Source organism: Iodobacter arcticus (assembly GCF_042664895.1).
In the GTDB taxonomy this organism is placed as follows: Bacteria; Pseudomonadota; Gammaproteobacteria; order Burkholderiales; family Chitinibacteraceae; genus Iodobacter; species Iodobacter arcticus.
In genome coordinates, this window is record NZ_JBHTBQ010000019.1 from 215,548 (window position 1) to 240,239 (window position 24,692).

Annotated in this window: 18 protein-coding genes; 10 read left to right on the forward strand and 8 right to left on the reverse strand. The window is 48.8% G+C overall.

Going from position 1 to position 24,692, the window contains the following annotated elements; all coding sequences use genetic code 11:
- The first annotated feature begins 1 nt into the window (after position 1).
- Positions 2–583, forward strand: coding sequence for a violacein biosynthesis enzyme VioE (vioE, locus tag ACFQNF_RS12215; protein ID WP_380188230.1), 582 nt, complete (start codon positions 2–4; stop codon positions 581–583).
- A gap of 95 nt (positions 584–678) precedes the next feature.
- On the opposite strand, the gene ACFQNF_RS12220 is transcribed toward vioE, so the two are convergent.
- Positions 679–2,073 (reverse strand): MATE family efflux transporter, encoded by a 1,395-nt coding sequence (locus ACFQNF_RS12220; RefSeq protein ID WP_380188231.1) that lies wholly within the window; start codon positions 2,071–2,073, stop codon positions 679–681.
- A 488-nt stretch (positions 2,074–2,561) separates the two neighbouring features.
- Between ACFQNF_RS12220 and ACFQNF_RS12225 the strand changes: the two genes are divergently transcribed.
- Positions 2,562–2,945, forward strand: coding sequence for a DUF6394 family protein (locus tag ACFQNF_RS12225; protein ID WP_380188232.1), 384 nt, complete (start codon positions 2,562–2,564; stop codon positions 2,943–2,945).
- 4 nt (positions 2,946–2,949) lie between these two features.
- The gene (locus tag ACFQNF_RS12230; protein WP_380188233.1) at positions 2,950–4,653 is read left to right on the forward strand and encodes a potassium channel family protein; all 1,704 of its coding nucleotides are present in this window, start codon (positions 2,950–2,952) and stop codon (positions 4,651–4,653) included.
- Positions 4,654–5,041: 388 nt separating this feature from the next.
- On the opposite strand, the gene yaaA is transcribed toward ACFQNF_RS12230, so the two are convergent.
- From yaaA to ACFQNF_RS12265, 7 genes are all read right to left on the reverse strand, one after another.
- Positions 5,042–5,806 (reverse strand): peroxide stress protein YaaA, encoded by a 765-nt coding sequence (gene yaaA, locus ACFQNF_RS12235; protein WP_380188249.1) that lies wholly within the window; start codon positions 5,804–5,806, stop codon positions 5,042–5,044.
- 279 nt (positions 5,807–6,085) lie between these two features.
- On the reverse strand, positions 6,086–6,700 hold the full coding sequence (locus ACFQNF_RS12240) for a response regulator transcription factor (RefSeq protein ID WP_380188234.1): 615 nt from the start codon (positions 6,698–6,700) through the stop codon (positions 6,086–6,088).
- Positions 6,701–6,788: 88 nt separating this feature from the next.
- Positions 6,789–9,035, reverse strand: coding sequence for a PAS domain-containing sensor histidine kinase (locus ACFQNF_RS12245; RefSeq protein WP_380188235.1), 2,247 nt, complete (start codon positions 9,033–9,035; stop codon positions 6,789–6,791).
- A 413-nt stretch (positions 9,036–9,448) separates the two neighbouring features.
- Complete coding sequence (locus ACFQNF_RS12250; RefSeq protein WP_380188236.1) at positions 9,449–10,441, reverse strand: 2-hydroxyacid dehydrogenase; 993 nt, start codon at positions 10,439–10,441, stop codon at positions 9,449–9,451.
- A gap of 448 nt (positions 10,442–10,889) precedes the next feature.
- Positions 10,890–11,147 (reverse strand): RNA recognition motif domain-containing protein, encoded by a 258-nt coding sequence (locus tag ACFQNF_RS12255; protein ID WP_380188237.1) that lies wholly within the window; start codon positions 11,145–11,147, stop codon positions 10,890–10,892.
- A 33-nt stretch (positions 11,148–11,180) separates the two neighbouring features.
- Positions 11,181–12,116, reverse strand: a complete 936-nt coding sequence (locus ACFQNF_RS12260) for a complex I NDUFA9 subunit family protein (protein ID WP_380188238.1) — start codon at positions 12,114–12,116, stop codon at positions 11,181–11,183.
- A 388-nt stretch (positions 12,117–12,504) separates the two neighbouring features.
- A complete protein-coding gene (locus ACFQNF_RS12265) occupies positions 12,505–14,403 on the reverse strand; it encodes a lytic transglycosylase domain-containing protein (RefSeq protein ID WP_380188239.1) in 1,899 nt (632 codons plus the stop codon).
- A 330-nt stretch (positions 14,404–14,733) separates the two neighbouring features.
- Between ACFQNF_RS12265 and ACFQNF_RS12270 the strand changes: the two genes are divergently transcribed.
- The 7 genes from ACFQNF_RS12270 to ACFQNF_RS12300 all read left to right on the forward strand — a co-directional run bounded on the left by ACFQNF_RS12270 (position 14,734) and on the right by ACFQNF_RS12300 (position 24,531).
- On the forward strand, positions 14,734–18,204 hold the full coding sequence (locus ACFQNF_RS12270; RefSeq protein ID WP_380188240.1) for a response regulator: 3,471 nt from the start codon (positions 14,734–14,736) through the stop codon (positions 18,202–18,204).
- A 523-nt stretch (positions 18,205–18,727) separates the two neighbouring features.
- A complete protein-coding gene (gene glyQ, locus ACFQNF_RS12275) occupies positions 18,728–19,624 on the forward strand; it encodes a glycine--tRNA ligase subunit alpha (RefSeq protein WP_380188241.1) in 897 nt (298 codons plus the stop codon).
- A gap of 10 nt (positions 19,625–19,634) precedes the next feature.
- Positions 19,635–20,114: a surface-adhesin E family protein gene (locus tag ACFQNF_RS12280; RefSeq protein WP_046351761.1), complete on the forward strand. Its 480-nt coding sequence runs from the start codon at positions 19,635–19,637 to the stop codon at positions 20,112–20,114.
- Between the two features lie 5 nt (positions 20,115–20,119).
- Positions 20,120–22,192, forward strand: coding sequence for a glycine--tRNA ligase subunit beta (gene glyS / locus ACFQNF_RS12285; protein ID WP_380188242.1), 2,073 nt, complete (start codon positions 20,120–20,122; stop codon positions 22,190–22,192).
- Between the two features lie 225 nt (positions 22,193–22,417).
- Complete coding sequence (gene gmhB / locus ACFQNF_RS12290) at positions 22,418–22,975, forward strand: D-glycero-beta-D-manno-heptose 1,7-bisphosphate 7-phosphatase (RefSeq protein WP_380188243.1); 558 nt, start codon at positions 22,418–22,420, stop codon at positions 22,973–22,975.
- A gap of 150 nt (positions 22,976–23,125) precedes the next feature.
- Positions 23,126–23,860: a lysophospholipid acyltransferase family protein gene (locus ACFQNF_RS12295; protein ID WP_380188244.1), complete on the forward strand. Its 735-nt coding sequence runs from the start codon at positions 23,126–23,128 to the stop codon at positions 23,858–23,860.
- Entirely contained in the window at positions 23,857–24,531 is a 675-nt protein-coding gene (locus tag ACFQNF_RS12300; protein WP_380188245.1) for a M48 family metallopeptidase, read from the forward strand. The genes ACFQNF_RS12295 and ACFQNF_RS12300 overlap by 4 nt, the downstream gene beginning before the upstream one ends.
- Positions 24,532–24,692 lie beyond the last annotated feature (161 nt).

Consider the following 24,692-nt stretch of genomic DNA (forward strand, 5'->3'; position numbering starts at 1 on the left):
GATGATTGCTGAGAAAATGATGCCTCCTCGCTTACCTGAGCAATGGAGCAGTAGTTATATTTCTTACTGGCAACCTATGCAGAAAGAAGACCAAATTACCTCAGGTATTTGCTGGTTTGATTATGAACAAAATCGCTGCCGCATTGATGGTTTGTTTAACCCTTGGTCTGAGGAAAAAACAGGCCATTGCCTGTGGATGTCAGAAATTGTGACCGCGAGTGAGGGGAAAACAAAGAAATCTAAAATTGCGTATTGCCGTGAATTCCCTCTTAGCGAAGGGGAATATGAGGCGGTGGTGCTTGATGATGATTTGGAGCCTTGCCACGAAGTGTTATTAACGCAGGATGTTTTATTGCAATATCAGGCAAGCTATGTGGGAAGTGAGCATTTGCTTGGCAGAGAAACAGACGCTTGGACTTTTACCAAACCCGGTAAAGGGCCTTCGACTTATTACTTTGTAAAAGGCACCAATCAATTGCTGCGCATGGTAACGGGAGATCCTGCGGTGCATGCTTCAATTCGTGATTTTCCTAATTTCACCACCAATACGATTCCAGCCGAAATATTTTCAAGCAGTATTTAATATGTATTAGGTATTAAAAAGGCCAGGCAGTTTAATAACTGCTTGGCCTTTTTTATAGCTTGGCGTTTACGATAAAGCGTGTAAAGGCAATAGATTTAGCGGCTTAAGCTTTGCTTTTTTAGTTTTATTAAGTAGATACTGGAGTAGGTGAGTGCAATCGTGCCGCCGATAAAGTCTGCGATTGGGAAAGATAGCCAGATTCCCATGCTATTAAAAAACATGGGCAGTGTAAAAATAAGCGGAATTAACAGGAAATATGTTCTGGCAGCATCAAGCAGCATGGCAGGTAGTGCTTTACCCATGCCTTGAAATAAACCGCTCGACATCATGCATACACCGGATGCAGTAAAACCTAAAAAGCAAATTGCGGCAATATTTATTCCTTCAGAAATAATTTCCTGATTTTGTGTAAACAGGTGCAATAGCCATTCCGGATTAAAGCAGAGAATAATGGTAACGATTAATCCCCAGATGGTGCTACAAATCAGCGCAGAAATATAGGCGTTTTGAACGCGCTTATATTGGCGCGCACCGTAGTTAAATGCGGATAGGGTTTGTAATGCAATCATCATTCCTATAACAGGCAAGAATAAAAACATATAACAGCGCATTAAAATACCATGGGCACTGATCAGTGTGCTTGATTGCTCAGGTACAACCACCGAAATGGAATAAACAGATACCGCCATGATAATTGAAAAGCCACCATGAGAAAGTAAAACCGGCATGCCAAAGCTAACAATATCTAGGTAAGTTTTAAATTTAGCAAAAACATAGCTGAGCTTGAATTCTGCAGCATTTTCACCTTTTTTCTGTAATTGTAGAGCCATAACTAAGGCCAAACTCATGGCGCAGGTTGTTGCCCAGGCCGCACCCGCTACTCCCCATTTAAAGACAAAAATAAAGAGTGCATCAAATACTATATTTAATATCGAGCCGGTTGCCAGCACTTGCATCATTGCTTTGGGATTGCCTGATGCACGAAAACTTTCGGTTATTTGATTGCTGATAAATCCGACAATAGAAAAAATTAAAACGGGCATAAGGTAGCTATTGGCATCAGGGATAAATTCACTAGGCACAGCGAGTAATGTATAAATAGCTGGCCTGAAAATAATAAACAAAGATGAAATAATAATGGCGCTGCCAATGGCAAGTAAAAATGATGCCGAAAAAACCCGTGAGGCTTCTTCCTGCTGCTTCGCCCCTAAATGCCTTGAAATAATAGAGGCCATGCCGCTGCCGAGCATGGTGCTTATTGCAAGTAAAAACATTTGTATAGGAAAAACAGCTGAGACGGCCCCCATTGCCTGATGGCCGATACCACGAGATATAAAAAGGCCATTTACAACGATATACATTCCATTAATAACCAAACCTATAATGGTTGGTAATGCCATATATAAAAACTGTTGAAAAATTGGCGATTTTAAAAGAGGAGATTCACTATTTACATGGTTGTTATCTATATACGCCAATTCCATTGACATGGTGGGCCTTTGTTGGTTTGTTTTTTGTCGGAGATAAAGCCAGTGCTGCTTTTTATGACTTATCTATTATAAAAAATATAAGCTATAACTATAACTATATCTTATGAAGATACAATTACACATCATAAAATACAGGCGTGAAGTTGTCGTAAAATTTAAGTAAAGCGTTGTAAAAATGTAATTTTCTTTACGCGCATTTGTAATGGTCCAGAGTAAGGTTATTAGCCCGTTCTGGTACATATTTATTCTAAATAGATCCTAAGGTGTTATTAGATGCCTGATGCCGCCTTGCCGCCACAAAATAGCAGGGGATAAATTATGGCTGCTGTAGGATTAAAACGAGTGGGGCTGCAAGTAAATCAGTATTTTTGCAGTATTTACTGCTAAATGAGGTGAGATAAATTTCGAAAGAGATTACAAAATATACATTGCGATATATTTTGTATGATTTATCATGCTTTTATTAATTGCTATGGATTATATGCAGCATGAATATCGAAAAAGTGGTGTTTGGGTTTTTTATTTTACTGGCATTTACTCTGAATTTTGGCTTTGTGATGGGTGAAATTGATGTGCCGCACCAGCACGATGTATTTGAGCTTTTTTTTGCAATGGTGGTGAGCTTTATTGCCACGGTGATTAAATTTGGCGATCGCACTCAAGTGGGGGCGCTGCATTTGGCAACCAGCTTAGTGGCAGATTTGCAATTAATTGCTGCAGCTCTGGTTTGGGGAAATGCCATGTATGTGACCCAAGTGGGGATGACACCGGGTGTGACTTCAATGGTGGTGTCTTTTTCTGCCGGAGCATTGGCCGCCAATGTGGTTTCGGTGGTATTGCTGATCGGCGAAACCTTGCAGCATCGCCGCTAAAATTATGCCTAATATCTTTTTTATGGTGATGCGGCGCATGCGTGCGCCGATTATTACGTTGATTCTGATTTATTCGATTGCCGTATTGGGCTTGGTACTGATTCCCGGCGTGGATGATCAGGGCAGGCCCTATCAAATGGGTTTTTTCCACGCTTTTTATTTTATTAGTTATACCGCAACCTCAATTGGCTTTGGTGAAACCCCTCATCCTTTTTCTTATTCTCAGCGCTTATGGGTTTTATGTTGCATTTATTTATCGGTAACGGGCTGGGCTTATAATTTAGGGGCTATTTTTACTCTTTTTAATGATCAGGCTTTAAAAAAAGCAATTAAATATGCTCGTTTTAATAATAAAGTGCGGCGTTTACGCGAGCCTTTTTATTTAGTTTGCGGCTATGGGCAAACGGGGCGTTTGCTATGCAAAGTGCTGGATAGGATTAATATCCGCTTTGTGGTGGTTGAATTAAGAGAAGAGCGGGTCAATCATTTGGCTTTGGCTGATTTTCAGTCCGATCCGGTTTTTTATGCGGGGGATGCGTCTAATCCCGAGTTATTAAAAATCGCGGGAATTACCCATCCTCGTTGCCGAGGCGTATTGGCTATTACCGGTGATGAAAACGTTAATTTAGCCATTGCGATGGCAGCGTTTGTTTTGCAGCCCAAGTTAGTATCGGTATGCCGCTGTAAAAATAAGGCAGTGGCAGACAATATGCAGTCGTTTGGTGCCAATAAAGTGATCAATATGTTTAATGCGGTGGGGCAACGTTTTCAGATGTTGCTGCATGCGCCGCATAGCTATCGTTTATGGAATCTGCTTTCTGATTTTCCTGGGTTACCGATCGCAGCCTTAGTGCGCCCGCCATGTGGGCATTGGGTGGTGGTGGGCTATGGCCGCTTTGGCATCTCAATGCGGGCCGCCCTGCTTAAAGAGGGCGCTACGGTAACGGTGATTGATCCTGATCCACAGCCTGATTTATTGCCCGGGCAGTTTGTGCAGGCGCTTGGCGTGAATGCCGATTCATTAATCGCTGCAGGTATCGAACACGCTTCGGGGCTATTGGTTTGCCATGATCACGATATTAATAATCTATCTGCGCTGGCAACGGCCAGAGTGATTAATCCTAAATTGTTTATTGTGGCAAGGCAGAATCTGCGCGATAACCGTTTATTATTTGAAGCCTTTAAGCCTGACATCACCTCTGTTCGCAGCGAGATTGTGGCGCATGAATGTTTGCGCGCTATAGAAACGCCATTATTGGCACAGTTTTTAGATTTAATAAAAGAAGAAGACGAGGCTTGGGCGAAGGCCTTACTCGATCAGCTGGCTTCGTTATGTGATAACAAAGTGCCAGAGATCTGGAGCATTACGCTGGATGCTAAAAATACCGCTGCTGTGCATGCCTTTTTAGCCAATCCTTCGCCGCCTTTACGCCTTGCTCACTGGATTAATAACCCTTTCGATCATGGCTATAAACTGCAATGCTTGCCGCTGCTGCGCGTGCATGGGGACGAGCTGCAAGCATGGCCCTCCCTGGATACGCCGCTGACTTTTGGCGATCAGCTGCTGTTTGCGGGTAATCGCGAAGCACAAAGCGCGCATCAAGCGATGCAAGAAGCCACACACCTGCTGGATTTTGCCCGTACCGGCAAAACCGAGCCACAAAGCTGGGTGTTTCGTAAATTGGCGGGGTGGCAGCAGGGGAAGTAAACCCAAGTCTTGAACCACGGAGGGCACGGAGGACGCGGAGGTTCACGGAGAAAAATAAGGTATGAATTAAGTTGTTTTGTGGGTTTGAGCTTTTTGAAATCCTACGATCTGTATTCAAATCGCGAATCAAAGCAAGGGGCTTAAATCACCCCTTGAAGCACGCCGAAGCGAGGAATAAGCGACTCGGGGTTTCGGAAAAGGGGTAGCGAGGCAGCGAGCGAGCAGCCTTTTTCGCCGAGGCGATTATCCGCAGTGAGGGGCCTTCGTGCTGGTCGGGGCGGCCTTCTTTGCTTCCTTTCTTGGCCGTTCAAGAAAGGGAGTCCCCAGCGGGGATACCGCACCTAAATCAACGTGCCGAAGGCACTGAAAATGTGATTACTGCACAATATCAATCCGCCAACTGTCGTCTAAACACCCAGCTCACGCCATTGGATGCATCGCTGTCAAACGCATAGCCTTCCGCATTAAACGCTTTTAAATCGCTAGCCTGTGTGATGTTGCGCTCTGCCGCCCAGCGCACCATTAGGCCGCGTGCGCGTTTGGCGTAGAAGCTGATGATTTTGTATTTGCCGTTTTTCCAGTCTTCAAATACCGGTGTAATCAGCGGGCAATTTAAGAGCTTGGGTTTGACTGATTTAAAGTATTCGGTTGAGGCTAAATTCACGACGACTTTGGGCTCTATGGCGTTAATCGCCGCCGTAATGGTCTCGGCCCAGAAAGCGTAGAGATTATTCCCCGCGGCATTGGGCAGAGATGTACCCATTTCTAGGCGATAGGGCTGTATCAAATCCAGCGGGCGCAGCAGGCCGTAAAGGCCGGATAGGATGCGCAGATGCTGGCTGATATAGCTTAATTCTTGCGGCGTCATTTGCCCTGCATTCAACCCCTCGTACACATCACCCATAAAGGCCAGCACGGCTTGCTTGGCGTTATCCGGCGTGAAATCAGGGTGCCAGGCTTGGTAGCGGCCTACATTCAGCACTGCCAGCGGATCAGATAATTTCATCAGGCTGGCGATTTGCGCAGGCGTCTGCTGCTTGAGTAAAGCAATCAACTGGGCAGAATGATCCAGAAAATCAGGCTGGCTGAATTCCTTGGTAATGGGAGCAGTGGTGTAATCCAGCGTTTTGGCTGGAGAGAGCAGCATAAGCATGGCGGACTTTGATTGCGGAATGGTTGTTGAAAAAGCGGCAGGCAAAAGATCTGTAGACACAGAGACCGGTGAGAACACAGAGCACACTGAGAAAAGCTGAGTAAAACCTAAGAAACCCAAATCTTGAATCACAGAGAACACTTGTCCCCAGAGTTACACGGAGAAAACCAAGAGGAAGAGGCTGTAAAGCTTTAACTCGTTCTTATGTTTTCTCCGTGTTCTGCTTTTAAACTCTGTGTTCTCTGTGTCTACAGACCTTAGGTTTTTTTTACCAGCTAATTAAGGCTCTACCCCAGATCCACGCAGCAGGGCGGCGAGTTCCATGGCGGTTTTGACTTGCATCTTTTCTAAAATCCGTGCGCGGTGAACTTCGACGGTTTTCATTGAGATCGATAAATCATCGGCAATTTGCTTGTTCAAACGGCCAGTCAGAATCAGCTTCATCACTTCGCGCTCGCGCGGGGTGAGGGTGCCTAGGCGTTTGGTGATTTGCATCTTCACTTGCCAAATGCCGCGCTTGGTTGCGTCGTTGACAAGGCAGCGCTCAACTAGATCAACGATATCGTTATCGTTAAATGGTTTTTCAACGAAATCGGTAGCGCCTTGTTTTAAAGCGCCCACTGCCATGGGTACATCGCCGTGGCCAGTTAAAAACACCACGGGTGGGCAATAAGGATGCTCTTTGATTCGATCAAATAGCTCTAAGCCACCCATGCCGGGCATGCGCACGTCGAGCAGTAAACAGCCGTAACGCTCGGGTGTGTAATCGGCTAGCAGCGCTTCTGCGCTGGCATAGCTGTCGGCACGGTGATTGCGGGTGGAAAAGAGCCATACGAGGGCATCGCGAATGGCGTCATCGTCATCAACGATTGCAATGCGGCGATCAGGATTCATTTGCGTGGATTTCCTCTGAGGGGGACCGGTTAGCTAAGGATAGAAAAAAGCGCTGCATCGCGAATGGCACTCGATTGCAATGCGGCGATCAGGGTTCATTAGCCTGGGTTTCCTCGGAAAACGGTACGGTGAAGATAAAGCGGCAACCGCCGCCAGGATTGTTTTCTGCCCAAAGACGGCCTTGGTGATACTCGATAATAGAGCGACAAATATTCAGCCCCATTCCCATGCCGGTGTCTTTGGTGGTGTAAAACGGTTTAAACAATTGTTCCATTTGTTCGGGACTAATACCAGTGCCGCGATCCGCAATGATAACTTGTAAGTAATCATGCTCCCTACTCAACATAATGGCCAGAGTACGCTGCGATGCGGGCGTATCGCTCATCGCTTCCATCGCATTACGGATTAAATTGAATAATACCTGTTCCAGCATAATAGGATCGACATATAAAGGCGGTAAATCGCTGGGCTCAGAAATACTGATTTCTACGCCACGCCGCACCGCCTCGTGCGATTGCAAATCCAGCACGGTATCGAGTAAGCCGGTAATGGTGCAGCGGCGGCGATGCGGTGCGCGGCGCTGCACAAATTCACGAATGCCGCGAATAATCTGTCCGGCGCGTCTGGCCTGCTCGCCCATTTTTTCGATGGCTTGCGATAGCTGCTGTAAATTAGGCGTGGGATTGGCCAGAATATTGCGGCAACCCGATGCATAGCTGGCAATTGCGCCCAAGGGCTGGTTTAGCTCGTGGGCAAGGCTAGAGGCCATTTCACCCATCGAGATCAGCCGGCTGGTTTGTTGTAGTTTCTCGTTTTGCAGGCGCTCGCGCTCGGCGGCTATTTTAAGCGCGGTGATATCGGTGGCGACTTCCAGCCAGACATCCGAATCATCCACCCATAGGTTGTGGCGGCTTTTGATCTGAAACCAGCGTTTTTTGATCGGGTCATACCATTCTGAATCGATCGGTGTATCAAAGCGGCGGGCGCTAAAGGGCACGATGCAGCAGCGGCCTCGCCAATCGGGCAGATTAAACGAGCGATCAAACTGGCGGTTGCTCATCAGCAGCTCGCCACTATCGGCGTCGCTCACGGCTACCGCCGTATCCAGACCATCAAGTACGGTTACAAAGCGTTGGTGCGACGCTTGCAGCACTTCGCGTTCACGTTTTAGCTCGGTAATATCGTAGAGCGAGCCCATCCAGCCAATATGCCGCCCCGCGCCGTCAATCAGGCTAGAGCCATGTAGGCTGACATCAAAGCGCTCACCATTTTTACGCATAAAGCGCACGGCCTGGCCGTTAGGATCGGCGCGGCCTTGGCGAATAGCATCAAAAGCCGCCTGGCAGCGCTCTAGCTCTTCGGGGGGCCAGTAGGGCAGTGGTGGTTGCTGGCCGAGCAACTCGTCGGCGCTAAAACCGGTCATTTCACAAAAAGCACGGTTTACATAGATGAGCCGACCATCCTTATCCATCGCCCGCATACCGCTGACTAGCGAGTCTTCCATCGCTTGGCGCAGCGCGGTTTCGGCGCGCAATTGCATTTCTGCCTGAGAGCGAACACGCATCACGCGGTGCAAGAGTGCGGTAGAGGCCAGCATGCCGATGGCTAAAAACAGCAGCACCCAAGGCAGCGATTCGGTTAGTCGGTGGCGGGGCACATGGTAAAGCTCGGCTTGCAGCGATAGACCCAAGGGCGGGGTATCAAGTGCAATGCGCGTGCTTAGGCCGCTTGGATCGAGTTGGCGGCTGGATTTGGCCGCCAGCGTTACATAATTATGGTTAAGCAGTAGCACTTGATAGCGCTGAGCAATCCACCAAGGCACTTGCTGCTGCAAGAGCCGCTCAAATGAGAAGGTGGCAATCACAAAATTTTGCCCGTCTGCACTCGGCACAGCGTATTGCGCCAAAGGCGGCTGGCCGGGCTTGGTGTGCAGCGTGCTCCAGCCACTTTCGCCATTAAAAGGCAGTATTTTTTGCTGCGGAGCCGCCCACCAGACTTTGAAATCATTCTGATTTCTGACGACCAGACTGACGATTTCCGGGCTGTTTTGAATTAAGGAGAAAGCACGCGCCTGAAACAGGGCCGATTGCTGGTTGTAATTTGAAACGGCCAAAGCATTAATGGCATCGGTATTGGCGGTGATTTGTTGTTGAATCGCTTGCTTTTGCCAGAGCACATCTTGTTCCAGCTGATTGCTGCGCTGCTTTTGGCCTTCATCTGAAGTCAGCAGTAGCCAACTGGCAAAGGCCAAGGTAAATAGCGCTGCGATTAAGCCCGGCAGAAGTTGCAGCCAGCGGCTGATGCGGGGCGAGAAGGTGATAGGGTGCAGAGTCAATCTGATAAGCCAAGGAGTCGACCCGAAAAGGTCGGGTAACCTAGTGAAAGGTTAATTATCCACGGATGTCAGCAATTGTCTAGGATAGCTTGGGTTTGGGCTGCTTATGTGTGGGGGGCAGCAGCTTAATCCTATCAACGTAGTTAGATGCTGCCGACAATGACAAGCATTGAATCATCGTAGGGCGGGTGCAACCCGCGTATTTTTCAGCATCGCTCGCGGGTTTCACCCGCCCTACGAAAAAGACTCGCTTAAGTTGACAAAAAGCGTGCCCACCCTACGATATTGCTCAGGGAGGTTAATGTGAACCACATCCTAAGGCTTACTCTAAGCACCTTAATTCAAACCCTGTTTTCTCCTTGAAACGCTGTGTTCTCTGTGTTTCAAGGTTTGGGTTTTGCTGCGTAACTCAGCTACTTGACCAGATTAATCAATGGCTCACCCCTGGCAAAAGCGCTGACTTCGCATAGCACCGAATCGGCGATATTTGCTAGCGCTTCATCAGTTAAAAAGCCTTGATGCGAGGTGATCATGACATTGGGGAAGGTGGTGAGCCTTGCCAGAACGTCGTCTTCTAATGCCGAGCCGGATAGGTCTTCAAAAAACACGCCTTCTTCGTACTCGTAAACATCCAGCCCTACGCCGCCTACCTGGCCGCTTTTTAGTGCGTCGAGCAGGGCGCTGCTGTCGATCAGCCCGCCTCGGCTGGTATTGATAATCACTGCACCCTGCTTCATGTTCGCCAGCGTATCGGCATTGATCATATGCTTGGTTTCATTGGTGAGCGGGGTGTGCAGCGAGATAATATCCGATTGCGCCAGCAGCTCATCCAGCGAAACAAAGGTGCAGCCTAGCTCAGCAGCGCGCTCAGGCGAGGGGCTGCGATCAAATGCCAGCACTTTGCAGCCAAAGCCATGAGCAATCGCAATAGTGGCCGCGCCAATTTTACCTGCGCCAATCACGCCAAAAGTGCGGCCATGCAAGTTAAAGCCTACTAAGCCATCCAGCGAGAAATTACCTTCACGAATCCGGTTATAAGCGCGGTGCGTTTTGCGGGTGAGGGTGAGTAGCAGGGCAAAAACGTGTTCGGCCACCGCTTCAGGGGAATAAGCCGGTACGCGCGTTACGCTGATGTTGTGCTTGGTTGCGGCAGCTAAATCGACACCATTAAACCCTGCGCAGCGAAGAGCGACGAGCTTTATGCCGAGTTTGGCAAGCTGCTCCAGGGTGGGGGCGTCGACCCGGTCATTTACAAAAGGGCAGACCACTTCAAAGCCGGATGCCAGTGCGGCAGTTTGGATATTTAGGCGGTCTTCAAAAAATACCAGCTCATGGCCATGCCGGGTATTGGCTTGGCTAAGGGTGGCTCGATCGTATCGTTTGCTATCAAAAACGGCAATGCGCATGGGAATCCTGCTTATTCAGTAAATTCTAGTTCTTGAGCTAGCTTGATTTTGCGGTGTAGAGCGAATGTGAAGTCATTGTTTCGGCAAGAAGCAAAACCAAACTAGAAATTTCAAGCGGGCTTAGAGGTAATCCTGTCAACTTAAGCGAAACGTGTAGGGCGGGTGCAACCCGCGAGCAAGGCTGAAAAGTACGCGGCTTGCACCCGCCCTACGATGATTCAATGTTTGTTGTTTTTAGGGGCACATCGACGAAGTTGGAGCAAGCGGTGCGCAAGAAAAACGAATGTACATCCCATGTAAAACCCGCTCTGTTTTTGACCAAAAGTTGATAGGGGTACTGAGCCAGGTGAAAAAATCAGGGTCTAATTCAAACCCTGTTTTCCGCCATGAAACTCCGTGTTCTCCGTGGTTCAAGATCTGGGTTTTGCTACTAGGTAATTAGCAAGGCTTAGCCTTCTTTAAACATATGGGTATGGCTGCCGGTCAGGTTACGGCCTTTCCAGTGAAAATCGGTGATTTTAGCGGTGAGTACATCGGCTGCTGCTGCACTGTCGGTGAGCAGTTGCACCAGAGCAAGCACGTGTTCGCTATTGCTATCGGTGATGGTGATGTTGCCAAAATCGTGCAGACCAATGTCATCATTCAATAGGCTGCGTACATCTTCAACTGTGGTTTCAGGAGGAAGGTTGCCAATTACTATTTGCATGGTTGTACCCTTAAACATTAAAAAAGAACGTGTTTAATTTCTACTGGCAAGGCCGCGTAGTTGATTGTAACGGCCTTGTTTGCCTGCCGCTAAGTAAGCTGGTGCAATGGCTTCTAGCGCGGTGGGCTGCCAGCCTAATTCCGGGGCAAAGCCTGCGGCATCAATATTATCAACTTGCAGCGAATCTAAATTGTCGTGGCTAAGCGGCGGATTAGGTAATAGGCTCATTAAGCTAGCTTGCACCCGAGCTAAGGAGTTGGGTAAGGAAATAATTGCGCGACAAACGCCGATGGTTTGTGCTGTATAGGCGACCAGCTCTTTGAGTGTGTAAATCGTTGGGCCAACCAGACTAAGTGTTTTGCCGATCAGCGATTTATCTTCTACACCGATGGCAAAGGCTTGCGCCACATCTTGCACCCAAACGGGTTGAAAACGCGTATCTGCACCCGCCAAAGGCACGAACGGAGCAATCTTAAGCAGGGAGGCAAACAGGTTGAGAAACTGGTCTTCTTTGCCAAATACCACCGATGGGCGATAAATTGTCCAGTCTAGGCGGCTGGCTTTTACGCGCGCTTCGGCTTCGCCCTTGCTGCGCTGATACATCGATGGGCCATGGATATCCGCACCCAAGGCGCTCATATGCAGATAGCGGTTTACGTTGTGTGCGGTACAGGCTGCGATAATTCTTTCGGTGAGTGTGACATGGGCTTTTTTAAAGCTGGCCTCATTGCCTTGCAAAATCCCGACCAAATTAATCACCACATCTTGCCCTGCGATCAGCTGAGTGAGCGCGGCATCGTCATTGATATCGGCACTGACCAAGCTGAGGTAGGGCAAGAGCACTAAATCGGCACGTTTGTTTTCTCTGTGGCGGGTAGGCAGGGTGACTTCATGTCCTGCTTTTGTCAGCTTGGCTGCCAGTTGCTTACCAATAAATCCGCTACCACCGATTAATAATATTTTGGACATGCGAGTCTTCTTTTTGTGATGTAGGGCGGGTGAAACCCGCGAGCAATATTAAAAAGTCAAAAAGATCTTTTTAGTGCCTTCGGCACGTTGATCTAGGTGCGGGATCCCCGCGGGGACTCACTTTCTTGCTTCGCCAAGAAAGTAAGCAAAGAAGGCGACCCCACGAAACACGAAGGCCCCTGCGCTGCGGACAATCGAGTCGGCGGCGGGCGGGATTGGCTCGTTCCTCGCTCCCTGGCCGAAACCCCGCCCCGCTTGTTCCTCACTCCGGCGTGTTTCAAGGGGACTTTAAAGCCCTATGCGAAGAGCGCAGTTATTGTCCTTTTTCGTTGTTTGCTAATAAAAAAACTATTGCTTAGCGCCTATGTGCTTGTATCCATCCTAAATCTTAAGGCGCATCCACAGCCTGGCCACGGCCTGCTACTTTGGCTACGCGCTGTTTTAGCGGCAGGCCTTGGCCTTCAAAGGCGTGGGCGTAGTGGATGGCGTTGGCCATGACTTTTTTAACGTAATCACGTGTTTCATTAAAAGGAATGGTTTCGATATAGATCACCCCATCCAAGGCCTGATTTGATTGCCATGCACGCGCTCGGCCGGGGCCTGCGTTATAGCCTGCGGTTGCCAGAATCTGGTTGTCGTCCAGACGCTCCCATATATAGCGTAAATAAAAGGTACCAAAGCTGATATTGGTCGTTAATTCGTTCACTTCGGATTGATTAAAGTTTTTCTTGCCTAGTTTTCCCGCTACCCATTTGGCCGTGCCGGGCATCAGCTGCATTAAGCCACTAGCCCCAACGCCTGAGCGGGCAATACTAATAAAACGGCTTTCTTGCCTCATCAGTCCATAAACCCAAGCCGGATCAATGCCTTCATTTTTAGCGGCAGGCTCAACCAAATGGAGATAAGGCGTAGGGTAACGCAGTGAAAAATCATGCAGCTGGCGGGTGCGCTCGGCCGAATAAATTGAGCGGTCGTACCAGTTTTGCTTGCGCGCTAACTCTGCCGCAGCGAGCAGCTGCTGGTCTGTTAAGCCCTTCATGGCCCAATTCCACTCGCGGATGGCTTCAATACGCCAGTCCTGATCGATCAGGGCTAACGCGCGCTGCACGCCCGGCATGGCGCGGATTTGCTTGATTTCTGTGTCGTTAGCCTTGTAGCGAATATTGGCCGCTTCCATTGTCGGGCCAAGCTCTTCTCTGGCGAGCAGGCCATAAAAATCATGGCTTTCTGCGGCAGCGGCCCATAGCTGATTGGCTTCTATCGTTTTATTCTGGCTTTTTAAAATCCGCGCCTTCCAATAAAGCCAGGTGCTGGTCTGCTGCTCTTGGGCTGGCAGGGCTTCGATGCGTGTGAGTGTGGTTTCCCAATCAGAAAAACGCAGCGCTGCGCGAATCGCCCATGCTCTATCCTCGCTATCCATCCCTGTGCTATCGCCTTTGCTTAGCCAGGCAGAGGCTTGTTCATGTTGTTTTTTTGCGGCAATCAGGCCGAGCTGCTGCCATGCATAGCGCTGGTCAACGGCGGGTAATTGGCTTTCTATTCCATTGAGTAAGCTTGCCGCTCGATCTGGATTATTTCGCGCAATGCGGCCCAAGGCATAAATGGCTAGCTCTCGTCCTGCCTGAGTTGACAGAGATTGCTTTGCAAATTGATTTTCTGGATTAGCGGCGAGCGTGCTGATATTTTTTGCGGTGAATTCGCTAGGATTGCCTGCACGAGCGCCTAGCTGGCGGGCGAGATCGGTGCGATTATCGCTTAGGGCTAAGCGGATACGCGCCCAAGCATCGGCTTTAGTCAGTTCATTGTTTTCAAATAAGGCATCAAATACGGCGTTGCATGCCTCGCTTTGTGGTTTGGCAGAAAACCAGAGTGGTTTGGCTTCTGAAAGGGGTGCTGCTTCATTATTTGCTATGGCTGATTGCGCACGTAAGCATTGCAGCTCACCGCTTTTATTATCTAGTTTTGCATATTCAGCATTGAAGCTCGCCCAGCTTTTGCGGCGGCCCAGCTCTTTAAGCCATTCGCCACGAAAGCGCTCTATCAGCGGGCTATTGTCGTAGTTTTTTAAAAAACTCTGCGCATCGCTTTCGCTTACGGTATTGAGCTGGCTGCTGAGCCAGTAATAACGTGGGTACATTTCTAGTGCATCACCATTGCTTGCATCTGCCATTTTGGCAATGGTGGGTAAGTCCCGGCTGCGGGCTGCCTCACGCAGTAATGATAAATCCAAGCGGGCTTGAGCGCTGGCGGAGAGCGAGAGCGAGGCAATTAATAAAATTTTTTTCATAGTTTTTCGTTATGTATTGAGCAAGCGGCGCTTCAAGCATAACCGAGCCTTGCGGGGATTCGTAGGTCAGTAATTGTAAAAGAGGAAAATATTTGTTTTTTACGCCATAAAACCACTACTGGGCTGACGGTTACTGTGAGTATCTGTTTCAGCTCTGCCTTGGCCGTGCGTGGCTTAGATCAGCTTGCTTTACGTTTGTGTGCTGGTTTTGCCTATTTCTGCATCAGATGGAACGTGGCAGGATGGCTGTTAGCGGTCTAACTTTAAAATTAAGTCTTATCTCGCTGCCTTGCCGACTACCCTTATCCATTAATCCGGAAGATACCCCTGATGCAGCAACGATTTTTCCAAGAGCAAATGGGAAAGCTAACTGCGTTTCAGCGGCGAGCCGTTTCGTTTGTACTGTTGATTGCAGGCTGGCTAGCGATTGCTTTTTTCTCAAACGAGGCTGGCAGCGTACCGATTTTGCTAGGTTTGATCTGGCTTGTGGTTTTATGGCTACTGATTCAGCGTAAGCAAATAAGCGGCCTACAGAAACAGATAAAACAGCGGATGGAGCAGCAGGCGCTGTTAATTGAAAAAAATGAACGGCTTAGTAGTGCAGAGCAGGCGATTGAGCGTGCTTGTTTTGAGGCGGAAGTGGCTCATCAGCAAGTCGTAGAAATGTCGAATGCCCTGCCTTTGGTGGTTTTTCAAATGCAGGCCCATCAAGATGGAACGCATTTTTATAACTTTATTAACCAAAGGGTAGAACAGGTGCTGGGGGTTTCTGCTGAGGATCTAAATATCGATCCTGAGCTGCGCTGGCGCTATGTGCACGATGACGATAAAGCATTTGCACAAAATACGGTTCGGGATGAATCGGCCAGAATTTGCGCAGGGCAAAAAGCGAATACCATTGAAATGACAGTTCGCGTTTTGCTGCAAGAACAATTGCACTGGGTCTTATTTAGCTGTTGTCCTTCTTCACCTCTGCCCGATGGCTCGGTGATTTGGAATGGCTATTACCAGGATATCACCGAGCGGAAATATGCCGAAGACGAGCTTCGTGAAAGTGAAGCCTATAATAAAATGCTATTTCAAGAATCGCACCGGCCTTTGGTGGTGCACGATCCTCAGGCCAATGGCTTTATTGATTGCAATGAAGCCGCGGTTAAAATTTATGGCTTTGCCAGTAAAGAAGAATTATTAGGTAAAACGCCACTCGATGTTTCTGCGCCTTTTCAATATGACGGTACAGATACTAAAACGGCGATGGAGCGGCAAGATCACTCGGCGCTTGAACATGGCATTGAGGCGTTTGAATGGCGGCATCAGCGGGCAAATGGCGAAATATGGGACGCCATGGTTTATTTAATGCTCTTTAATTATCATGGCCGACAATTATTGCAATTTACGCTGGATGATATTACTGAGCGCAAACGCGCTGAAAGAAAAATCCTGTTTAATCGTTATGTGGTAGAAAATGCAGGCGCCATGCTATGGCTTGATGCAGAGACTGCACAAATACAATATGTAAATCAAGCCGCAATTGAATATCTGGGTTATTCGGCAGAGCAATGCCTGACGCTTACCGTGCCAGATATTGATCCTGATTTTGATTTAGATCGTTATCATGGCGCTGTGCAGGCATTGCGTGAATCGGGTAAGCCAAATACCTTTGAAACACGGCACCTCTGCGCAGATGGGCGGATTCTTAATGTAGAAATCACTGCTTCTCTAGTTGAAGATGATGAAAGAATGCTGGTTATTGCAAGTAGTAAAGATATTACTTCGCAAAAAAAAGCAGAAGCCGCCATGCTGCGCGCTAAAGAAATAGCGGAAGATGCCACGCAAATGAAATCTGATTTCTTGGCGAATATGAGCCATGAAATCCGTACGCCCATGAATGCGATTATTGGTCTTAGTCATTTAGCGCTTAAAACCGAGCTTAATTCTCGGCAATTAGATTATTTAAAAAAAATACAGCAATCAGGCCAGCACCTACTGGGCATTATTAATGATGTATTGGATTTTTCTAAAATAGAAGCGGGTAAATTAACCGTAGAGCAAAGTGAGTTTAATTTAGATACACTATTAGATAATGTAGCAAATCTTGTTTCTGAAAAAGCCTATGCAAAAAATCTGGAATTGATTTTTGATGTAGGCGTGGATGTGCCGATTAATTTAATAGGCGATTCATTACGCTTAAGCCAGATCTTAATTAATTATGCAAATAATGCGGTGAAATTTACCGAGCAGGGTGAGATTGATATTCTTATTCGGCTGCGTGAATCCACCGATGGCGAAGTGCTGTTGTATTTTGCAGTGCAAGACACAGGCATTGGCCTGACAGCAGAGCAGGTGAGCCGACTGTTTCAAAGTTTTCAGCAGGCAGATACCTCTACATCGCGCAAATACGGCGGCACGGGTTTAGGTTTGGCCATTTCCAAAAAGCTGGCTGAGCTGATGGGGGGCGAAGTGGGCGTGAGTAGTGAGTTTGGTCAGGGCTCTACTTTTTGGTTTACGGCCAGATTAGGGGTAAGCACCAGCCTAGGGCGTGCTTTGCCTGCGCGTGATTTGCACTCTTTACGTGTGCTGGTGGTGGATGACAATCAGAGCGCCCGCGTGGTGCTGGCCGATATGCTCAGCAGTATGCATTTTATTGTGAGTAAGGCGGCATCTGGTGCTGCTGCTCTTGATGCGGTGACACAGGCGGCGGGCACTCAGCCTTTTGATATTATTTTGCTCGATTGGCAAATGCCGGGCATGACAGGGATAGAAGCGGCTGAATTGATTCAAGCCTTAGGGCTAGAGCCCGCACCGCGTCTTGTGATGGTGACGGCCTATGGCCGGGAAGATGTGTTGGAGCAGTGTAAAGCGATGGGGATTGAGTATGTTTTGATTAAGCCCATCAATGCTTCTTTGATGTTCGATACCTTGATGCATCTTTTGGGTGAGCCGCATTCCGAGTCGTATATACAGGGCAATTCAGCCCTGCTTTTGAGTAATTTAACGGCCATTCAGGGCGCGCGGGTTTTATTGGCTGAAGATAATTTAATTAATCAAATGGTGGCAGCCGAGCTACTCAGAGATGCGGGCCTTGTGGTGGAGATTGCGGCAAATGGCCGTATTGCTTTGGAAATGGCGCAGGCTCAGCCCTACGATATTGTCTTGATGGATATGCAAATGCCTGAAGTCAATGGCATTGAGGCCACTTATGCTTTACGTGCTTTGCCTGCATTAGCTAGGCTGCCGATTGTGGCGATGACGGCCAATGCTATGCAGGTAGATAGAGAACGCTGCCTTGAAGCGGGTATGGTTGATTTTATTAGCAAGCCCATCGAGCCTGAGGCTTTGTTTAAAACGCTGCTGCGCTGGATTAAACCTCAGCAGGGCATTGCAGCCGCTCAAGCTGAGCCAGTCAGCCAGCTGCCTGAACAAATATTAGGTTTAGATAGGGTGGCAGGTATGCGCCATGTGCTGGGTAAAGAAGATCACTACATTGCCATGTTGCAAGGCTTTAGCCTTCAGCAAGCTCATGCAGGGCTTGAAATACGAGCCGCGCTCGATCAGGGTGATTCAATAAGGGCCGAGCGCCTAGCGCATACTTTAAAAGGGTTTGCTGACAATATCGGGGCGGCTAGCTTGCGGCGTGTGGCTGCTGCGGTAGAAGAGGGGATTCAGCAAGGCTCACTACGGGATGAAACCTTATCAGTGTTGCAAGCATCATTGGCGAAGCAGATTGCGGCGATTAAGGCGGCGTTGCCCGACACCTCTTCAAGTAATAACAGTGGGGACAATTTTGACTTTCTGGCGTGATTCGTTTGCTTGCTGCTCTAAGCCTTGCCATATTTAATAAATCAATGCGCTATGAGCCGGCTAGTGCATTGCCTAATCGCCTATGCAAATAACAAAAAAGGGCTAGAGTGTAATGCCGTTCACTTAAGGTGTTTTGGTTTTGCTTCCCCCTTAGAAAAGGGGGATTGAGGGGGATTTGCCTTGAGTTTTTTGCTTATTTTAAGCCCAACATCAACTGTAAATCCCCCCTAGCCCCCCTTTACAAAGGGGGAACTCAAACAAAACCGCTTAAGTGAACGGCATTAGGGCTAGAGTGTGAATTTAAACGCGCTTTATAGCCACGCTCAGATGCAAATCAATTCCTGTGTCATCTAAAATAAACATAAATCAACCACTACGAATGCGGGCTCAGAAAGTGTGCTAGCGATTGTGCATTCTTTGCCAAGTGATTAATCATGCCTGATTTGCTGGCTCCCTTTCTCCCGAGACAGGCTAAAAGCAAGTAGAATCAGGGCGTTTAAGAATAAAAAACGAGAATGGGAATATGCTGACTTTCCAAGAAATTCTGCTCACGCTGCAAAACTATTGGGGCCGTAATGGCTGCGCCTTGTTGCAGCCTTACGATATTGAAGTAGGTGCGGGTACCTTTCATACCGCAACATTTCTGCGAGCCCTTGGCCCGGAGCCTTGGAATGCCGCCTATGTGCAGCCTTCACGCCGACCTAAAGACGGCCGTTACGGTGAAAACCCGAACCGCTTGCAGCACTATTATCAATTTCAGGTGGCTTTAAAGCCGTCACCAGACAATATCCAAGATTTGTATTTGGGTAGTCTGCGCGAGCTGGGTATTGATACCAGCGTGCACGATATTCGCTTTGTAGAAGACGATTGGGAAAGTCCGAGCTTGGGTGCTTGGGGGCTGGGTTGGGAAGTCTGGCTGAACGGGATGGAAGTCACCCAGTTCACCTATTTCCAACAGGTTGGCGGTATTGATTGCAAGCCGGTATTGGGCGAGATCACTTACGGCGTTGAGCGTTTGGCCATGTATTTGCAAGGCGTAGAAAACGTTTACGACTTGGTATGGACAGTTTATCCAAACGGCCAGAAAGTGACTTACGGCGATATTTACCATCAAAATGAAGTAGAACAATCGACTTACAATTTTGAACACGCCAATGTGCCGCTGCTGCTTGATTTATTCAATAAATTTGAGAGCGAAGCAGCTCGCCTGATGGAAGTCAATTTAGCATTGCCAGGCTACGAGATGGTGATGAAGTGCTCGCATGTGTTTAATTTGCTGGATGCCCGTGGTGCGATTTCGGTGACCGAGCGCGCTGCTTATATTGGCCGTGTGCGTACGCTGTCACGTTTGGTGGCCCGCGCCTATTACGACTCGCGTGAAGCTTTGGGCTTTCCTATGTGCCAAGTGACTACGGCTTAAGGTGATATCGATGATCCGCTATCTGCTGTTGATTACTCTTTTGGCTGGCTGTGGGAAATTTGAAGATGAGGTTTACGGCCCGCTTGAAGTTCCAAAAGAAGGCGATTGGCGTAGTTATGGCACGATGGCGGATTATGAAATGCTGGTCGATGTGAAATCGATTACGCACGACGATGATTACGCACCCACCAAGTACACCTATGTTTGGTTACAGCAGAAGTTTAATGAAGATCAAACTGATGAAATAACCAAAAAGAAATATCGCTTAAAGTATTCACGTCATGCCATTGATTGCCCGTCCAAAAAAATGGCGGGTGTTTTAAGCGATTTGCGTGATGAGGAAAACGAGCAGGTGGCACGTTACGATATTCCGGGTTTTCAGTGGGAATTCGATGAGCCGCCCGCTAATAGCTTTGGCGGTGATTTTGTTCGCCAAGTTTGTAAAATCATGGCCGAGAAAGAAGCTAAAGCTAAATTAGAAGAGAATTAATCCCCATGTCTAATCTTGTATCTCAAACACTGCTGATTGAAATTTTTACCGAAGAATTGCCACCCAAAGCACTGCCTAAATTAGGCGCAGTGTTTGCGAGTGGCATTTTTGATGAATTAGCTAAGCTAGGCTTTGTGGCTAAAGACGCCGAAGTAGAGTCGTTTGCTAGCCCGCGCCGCCTTGCGGTATCGATCGCCAATGTATTGGCTGTGCAGCCAGATCAAGCTATCGAGCGCCGTGGCCCAGCGGTTGCTTCTGGCTTAAAAGATGGCGTGCCAACGCCTGCCCTTGCTGGCTTTGCCCGTAGCTGCGGTGTGGATGTAGCGCAATTGGCGCAAGGCTCGGATGGCAAGCAAGATGTCTATATCTTTTCCTCGGTTAAAACCGGCGAAGCGCTGACTAAAGTCTTGTCGGGCATTATTGCCGCCACGCTTAAAAAACTGCCCGCGCCAAAAATGATGCGTTGGGGTGACCGAGACGGCCAATTTATTCGCCCTGTGCATGGCCTTGTGGTGCTGCACGGTAGCGATGTAGTGCCTGCGCAGTTTCTGCATTTAGAAGCGGGTCGCAGTACGCTGGGCCATCGTTTCTTGTCGAGTGGCGAAATTGAATTGGCTAATGCCGATGAATACGCAACACGCTTGTTTGACGATGGCTTTGTAGAGGCGAGCTTTGATGCACGCCGCGCGCTGATTGCCGATCAGCTAAAAAACGCCTGCACTGAGCTGAATGCACAGATTGCGCCATCGGATGGTTTGCTGGATGAAGTATCCGCACTGGTTGAATGGCCGGTGGTTTACACCGGTAATTTCGATGAGAAATTCCTAGATGTGCCGCAAGAATGCTTGATTTTATCGATGCAGCAGCATCAAAAATACTTCCCGCTGCTCGATCAAAATGGCAAATTGCTGCCTAAATTCTTAGTGGTTTCTAATCTGGAAACGCCAGACCCTAGCCATATTATTCATGGCAACGAGCGCGTCTTGCGCGCGCGTCTTTCGGATGCCGAGTTCTTCTTTGAGCAAGATAAAAAGAAGAAGCTTGAATCCCGCGTGCCGCAACTCGCCAATGTGGTTTATCACAATAAGATTGGTAGCCAGCTTGAGCGTGTAGAGCGCCTGCAAAAAATTGCCGGTGCCATTGCTGTGAAGTTGAATGCTAATGTGGCCGATTGCAAGCGTGCCGCTTATTTAGCCAAGGCCGATTTGGTGGCCGATATGGTGGGCGAATTCCCTGAGCTACAAGGCGTGATGGGCATGTATTACGCCCGTATCGATGGCGAAAACGAAACAGTAGCCAATGCGATTGAAGGCCATTACCACCCGCGTTTTGCAGGCGACACCCTGCCCGTTGGCGCGGTGGCGCAGGCGGTTTCGCTGGCGGATAAGCTGGAATCCATCGTCGGCATTTACGGCATTGGCTTGATCCCAACGGGTGACAAAGACCCATTTGCTTTACGCCGCGCCGCGCTTGGCGTATTGCGTATGGTGTTAGATTTACCGCTAGATCTGAAAGAATTGCTCAGCATTACTGCGGAAGCTTTCCCTGCTGGTGTGGTTGCAGAGGGTACGGTTGAGGGCGTGTATGGCTTTATGCAAGATCGCTTGAAAAACTATCTGGCAACCGATTACCCAGCTGCCGATATCGATGCCGTCTTGGCCTTGAACCCAACGCTGCTTAACGAGATGGTGATTCGCCTGCAAGCCGTTGCGGTGTTTAAAGCCCTGCCAGAAGCGACTGCTCTGGCTGCGGCTAATAAGCGTATTCGTAATATTTTGAAAAAAGTCGAAGGCGATTTGCCTGATCTGAATGCGGCTTTGCTGAGCGATACGGCTGAAATTGCCCTGCATGCTGAGTTATTAAAGCTGCAACCTGTGGTGAGCAGCGCCTTGGCGAGCCAGGATTTTACCGGCGCACTAAAAGCACTGAGCGCTCTAAAAGAGCCAGTAGATGCGTTCTTTGATTCGGTGATGGTGATGGCGGAAGACTTAGCAGTGCGTGGCAATCGCCAAGCCCTGCTCGCCGCCCTAGCCAGCCTGATGAACCGCGTGGCTGAGCTTTCTTTATTGGCTGAGTAAGAATAATGTAGGGTGGGCATGCTTTTGTGCCCTATATGCATCAAGTTAGGCATTGATCATCAGGCATTGAGTCATTCGTAGGGCGGGTGAAACCCGCGTATTTTTTGGCATCGCTCGCGGGTTTCACCCGCCCTACAAAAGATACGCTGCATGTCATTGGCTTAACCTTGGTGCTTGTGCCCACCCTACAGATGCTTGGGTTTATACGAACACACGGAGTCGCGTATGAAGTTATTGATTCTCGACCGCGACGGCGTAATCAATGAAGATAGCCCGGACTATATCAAGACGCCGGAAGAGTGGCAGCCGATTGCAGGTAGCTTAGAAGCCATCGGTGAGTTATCCCGTTCGGGTTGGACCATTGTGGTGGCGACCAATCAAAGCGCCATTGGCCGCAAGATGATTGCGGTTGAGGCACTTAATCGTATCCATGCCAAGATGCACCGTGCCATTGCCGAGCAGGGTGGCCATGTGGATGCGGTGTTCTTTTGCCCTCATTCGCCCGAAGCAGGTTGCGTTTGCCGCAAGCCTAATCCCGGCATGATCTTAGATATTGCCAGCCGCTTTCATGTAGCTACTACGCAATTGGCGATGGTGGGTGATTCTCTTCGTGATTTGCAAGCTATTGCCGCTGTTGGTGGTAAGCCGGTGCTGGTTCGTACTGGTAATGGTCTTAAAACTGAACAGAAAGGCCTGTTGCCCGAGGGTACGCAGGTATTTGACGATTTGGCGGCATTTGCTGCGCATTTACTCGTCGTCAGTCCTACTGGATTGGCGGGGTAGAAATAGATGGATTTTTTCGTTTAGCAAGACGTGAGGAAGCCGCATAGCAAGCTATGCGATGACGAACTTTGCTGCTAGGCGAAAAAAGACACGATTTATACTCGCCTTATTCATCAGGACTAACTACTAGCACCAGAGGGTGAAGATTAAATGATTTGGTTGCGCTCCATTCTGTATTGGCTGGCTGTTCCTGTAGTAACTCCCATTTTCTGTGTGATTGCGATTTTGATTCTGCCGCTGCCTCCCGTGCTGCGCTATCGGATTATTCGTGGCTGGTCGTGGATTATGCTCAAATGGCTGAAATTCACCTGTGGCCTGACTTATCGCGTAGAAGGCGTTGAAAATCTGCCCGCAGCCCCTGCCGTTGTGATGTGCAAGCATCAATCGGCATGGGAAACGCTGGCCTTGCAGCATGTGTTTCCGCCGCAAGTTTGGGTGTTGAAAAAAGAACTGTTGAAGTTGCCGATTTTTGGTTGGGGCTTAGCCACTCTTTCGCCGATTGCCATCGATAGATCGAACCGCGCCGAGGCGCAAAAACAGCTGATCGCTCAAGGTAAAGATCGCTTGGCTAAAGGCTTTTGGATTGTGATTTTCCCAGAAGGCACCCGCGTTCCATCAGGTGGCTACAAGCCTTATAAGCAGGGCGGCGCTCGTTTGGCGGTTGATTTAGAGGTACCGATTGTGCCCGTGGCGCTTAATTCAGGCGAGTTTTGGCCGAAAAATTCATTCTTAAAATGGCCGGGTGAAATCACCATGGTGATTGGTAAGCCTATCGAGCCAGCTGGCCGTAGCCCGCAAGAGCTAACGCAAGAAGTTGAAACGTGGATTGAAAATGAAATCCAGCGTTTTGGCGGTGTTGGCCCCTGTTACTCGCCTAAAAAATGACCGCGCATTCCTTGCGTCTGGTTGATCGTGAGCTGCCTTATCAGTTGGAGCGCAGTAGCCGCCGGCGCTCGATTGGTTTAAAAATTACCGCCCATGGTTTAACCGTGATCCTGCCTGCCCGCGCGCCTTTAAAAGAAGCCGAGCGAGCTATCGAGAGCAAATTAAAGTGGATTCTGGCCAAGCTGGCTACGCCGATGATTGCTCCTACTGCCTTGGCGGTGGGCAGCAGCGTGCTTTGGCTGGGGCAGGCTAAATTTGTCCAGCGTTGCGCTGGCCGAACTCGGTTGGATGAAGAGGTGTTGTATGTGGCAGAACAAACGCCTTTACCCGCTACGCTAACGCGCTTTTATCAGCGCAGCGCCAAGCCTTATTTCTTGCAAAGGCTGGCGTATTGGAGCGAGGGAATGGGCTTGCAGCCACGGCAGCTCTTCTTAAGCTCGGCCAAAGGCCGCTGGGGAAGTTGCACGGCTTTAGGTGATATTCGCCTGAACTGGCGCTTGATGCAGGCTCCGCCACAAGTGATCGATTATGTGGTGATTCATGAGCTGGCGCATTTGCAAGAGCTAAACCACTCCCCACGCTTCTGGGCCATCGTCGCCAGCGCCTGCCCGGATTGGAAAACCCATCGGCTCTGGCTAAAGCAAAACGGTGCAAAGCTGTTTGCTTGGTAGGGTGGGTAGAATCTTAATCAGAATCTCCTTGTTAAAAGTAAAAAAGATAAATTTACTATTTCCTGATTATGTCTCTTGCTCAGGAACCCTTGATTTAGCCATTCGCGCGGCGTAAAGTGAACGAACGTTCTATTTTGCGGAGGTGGATCATGCCCATCAAT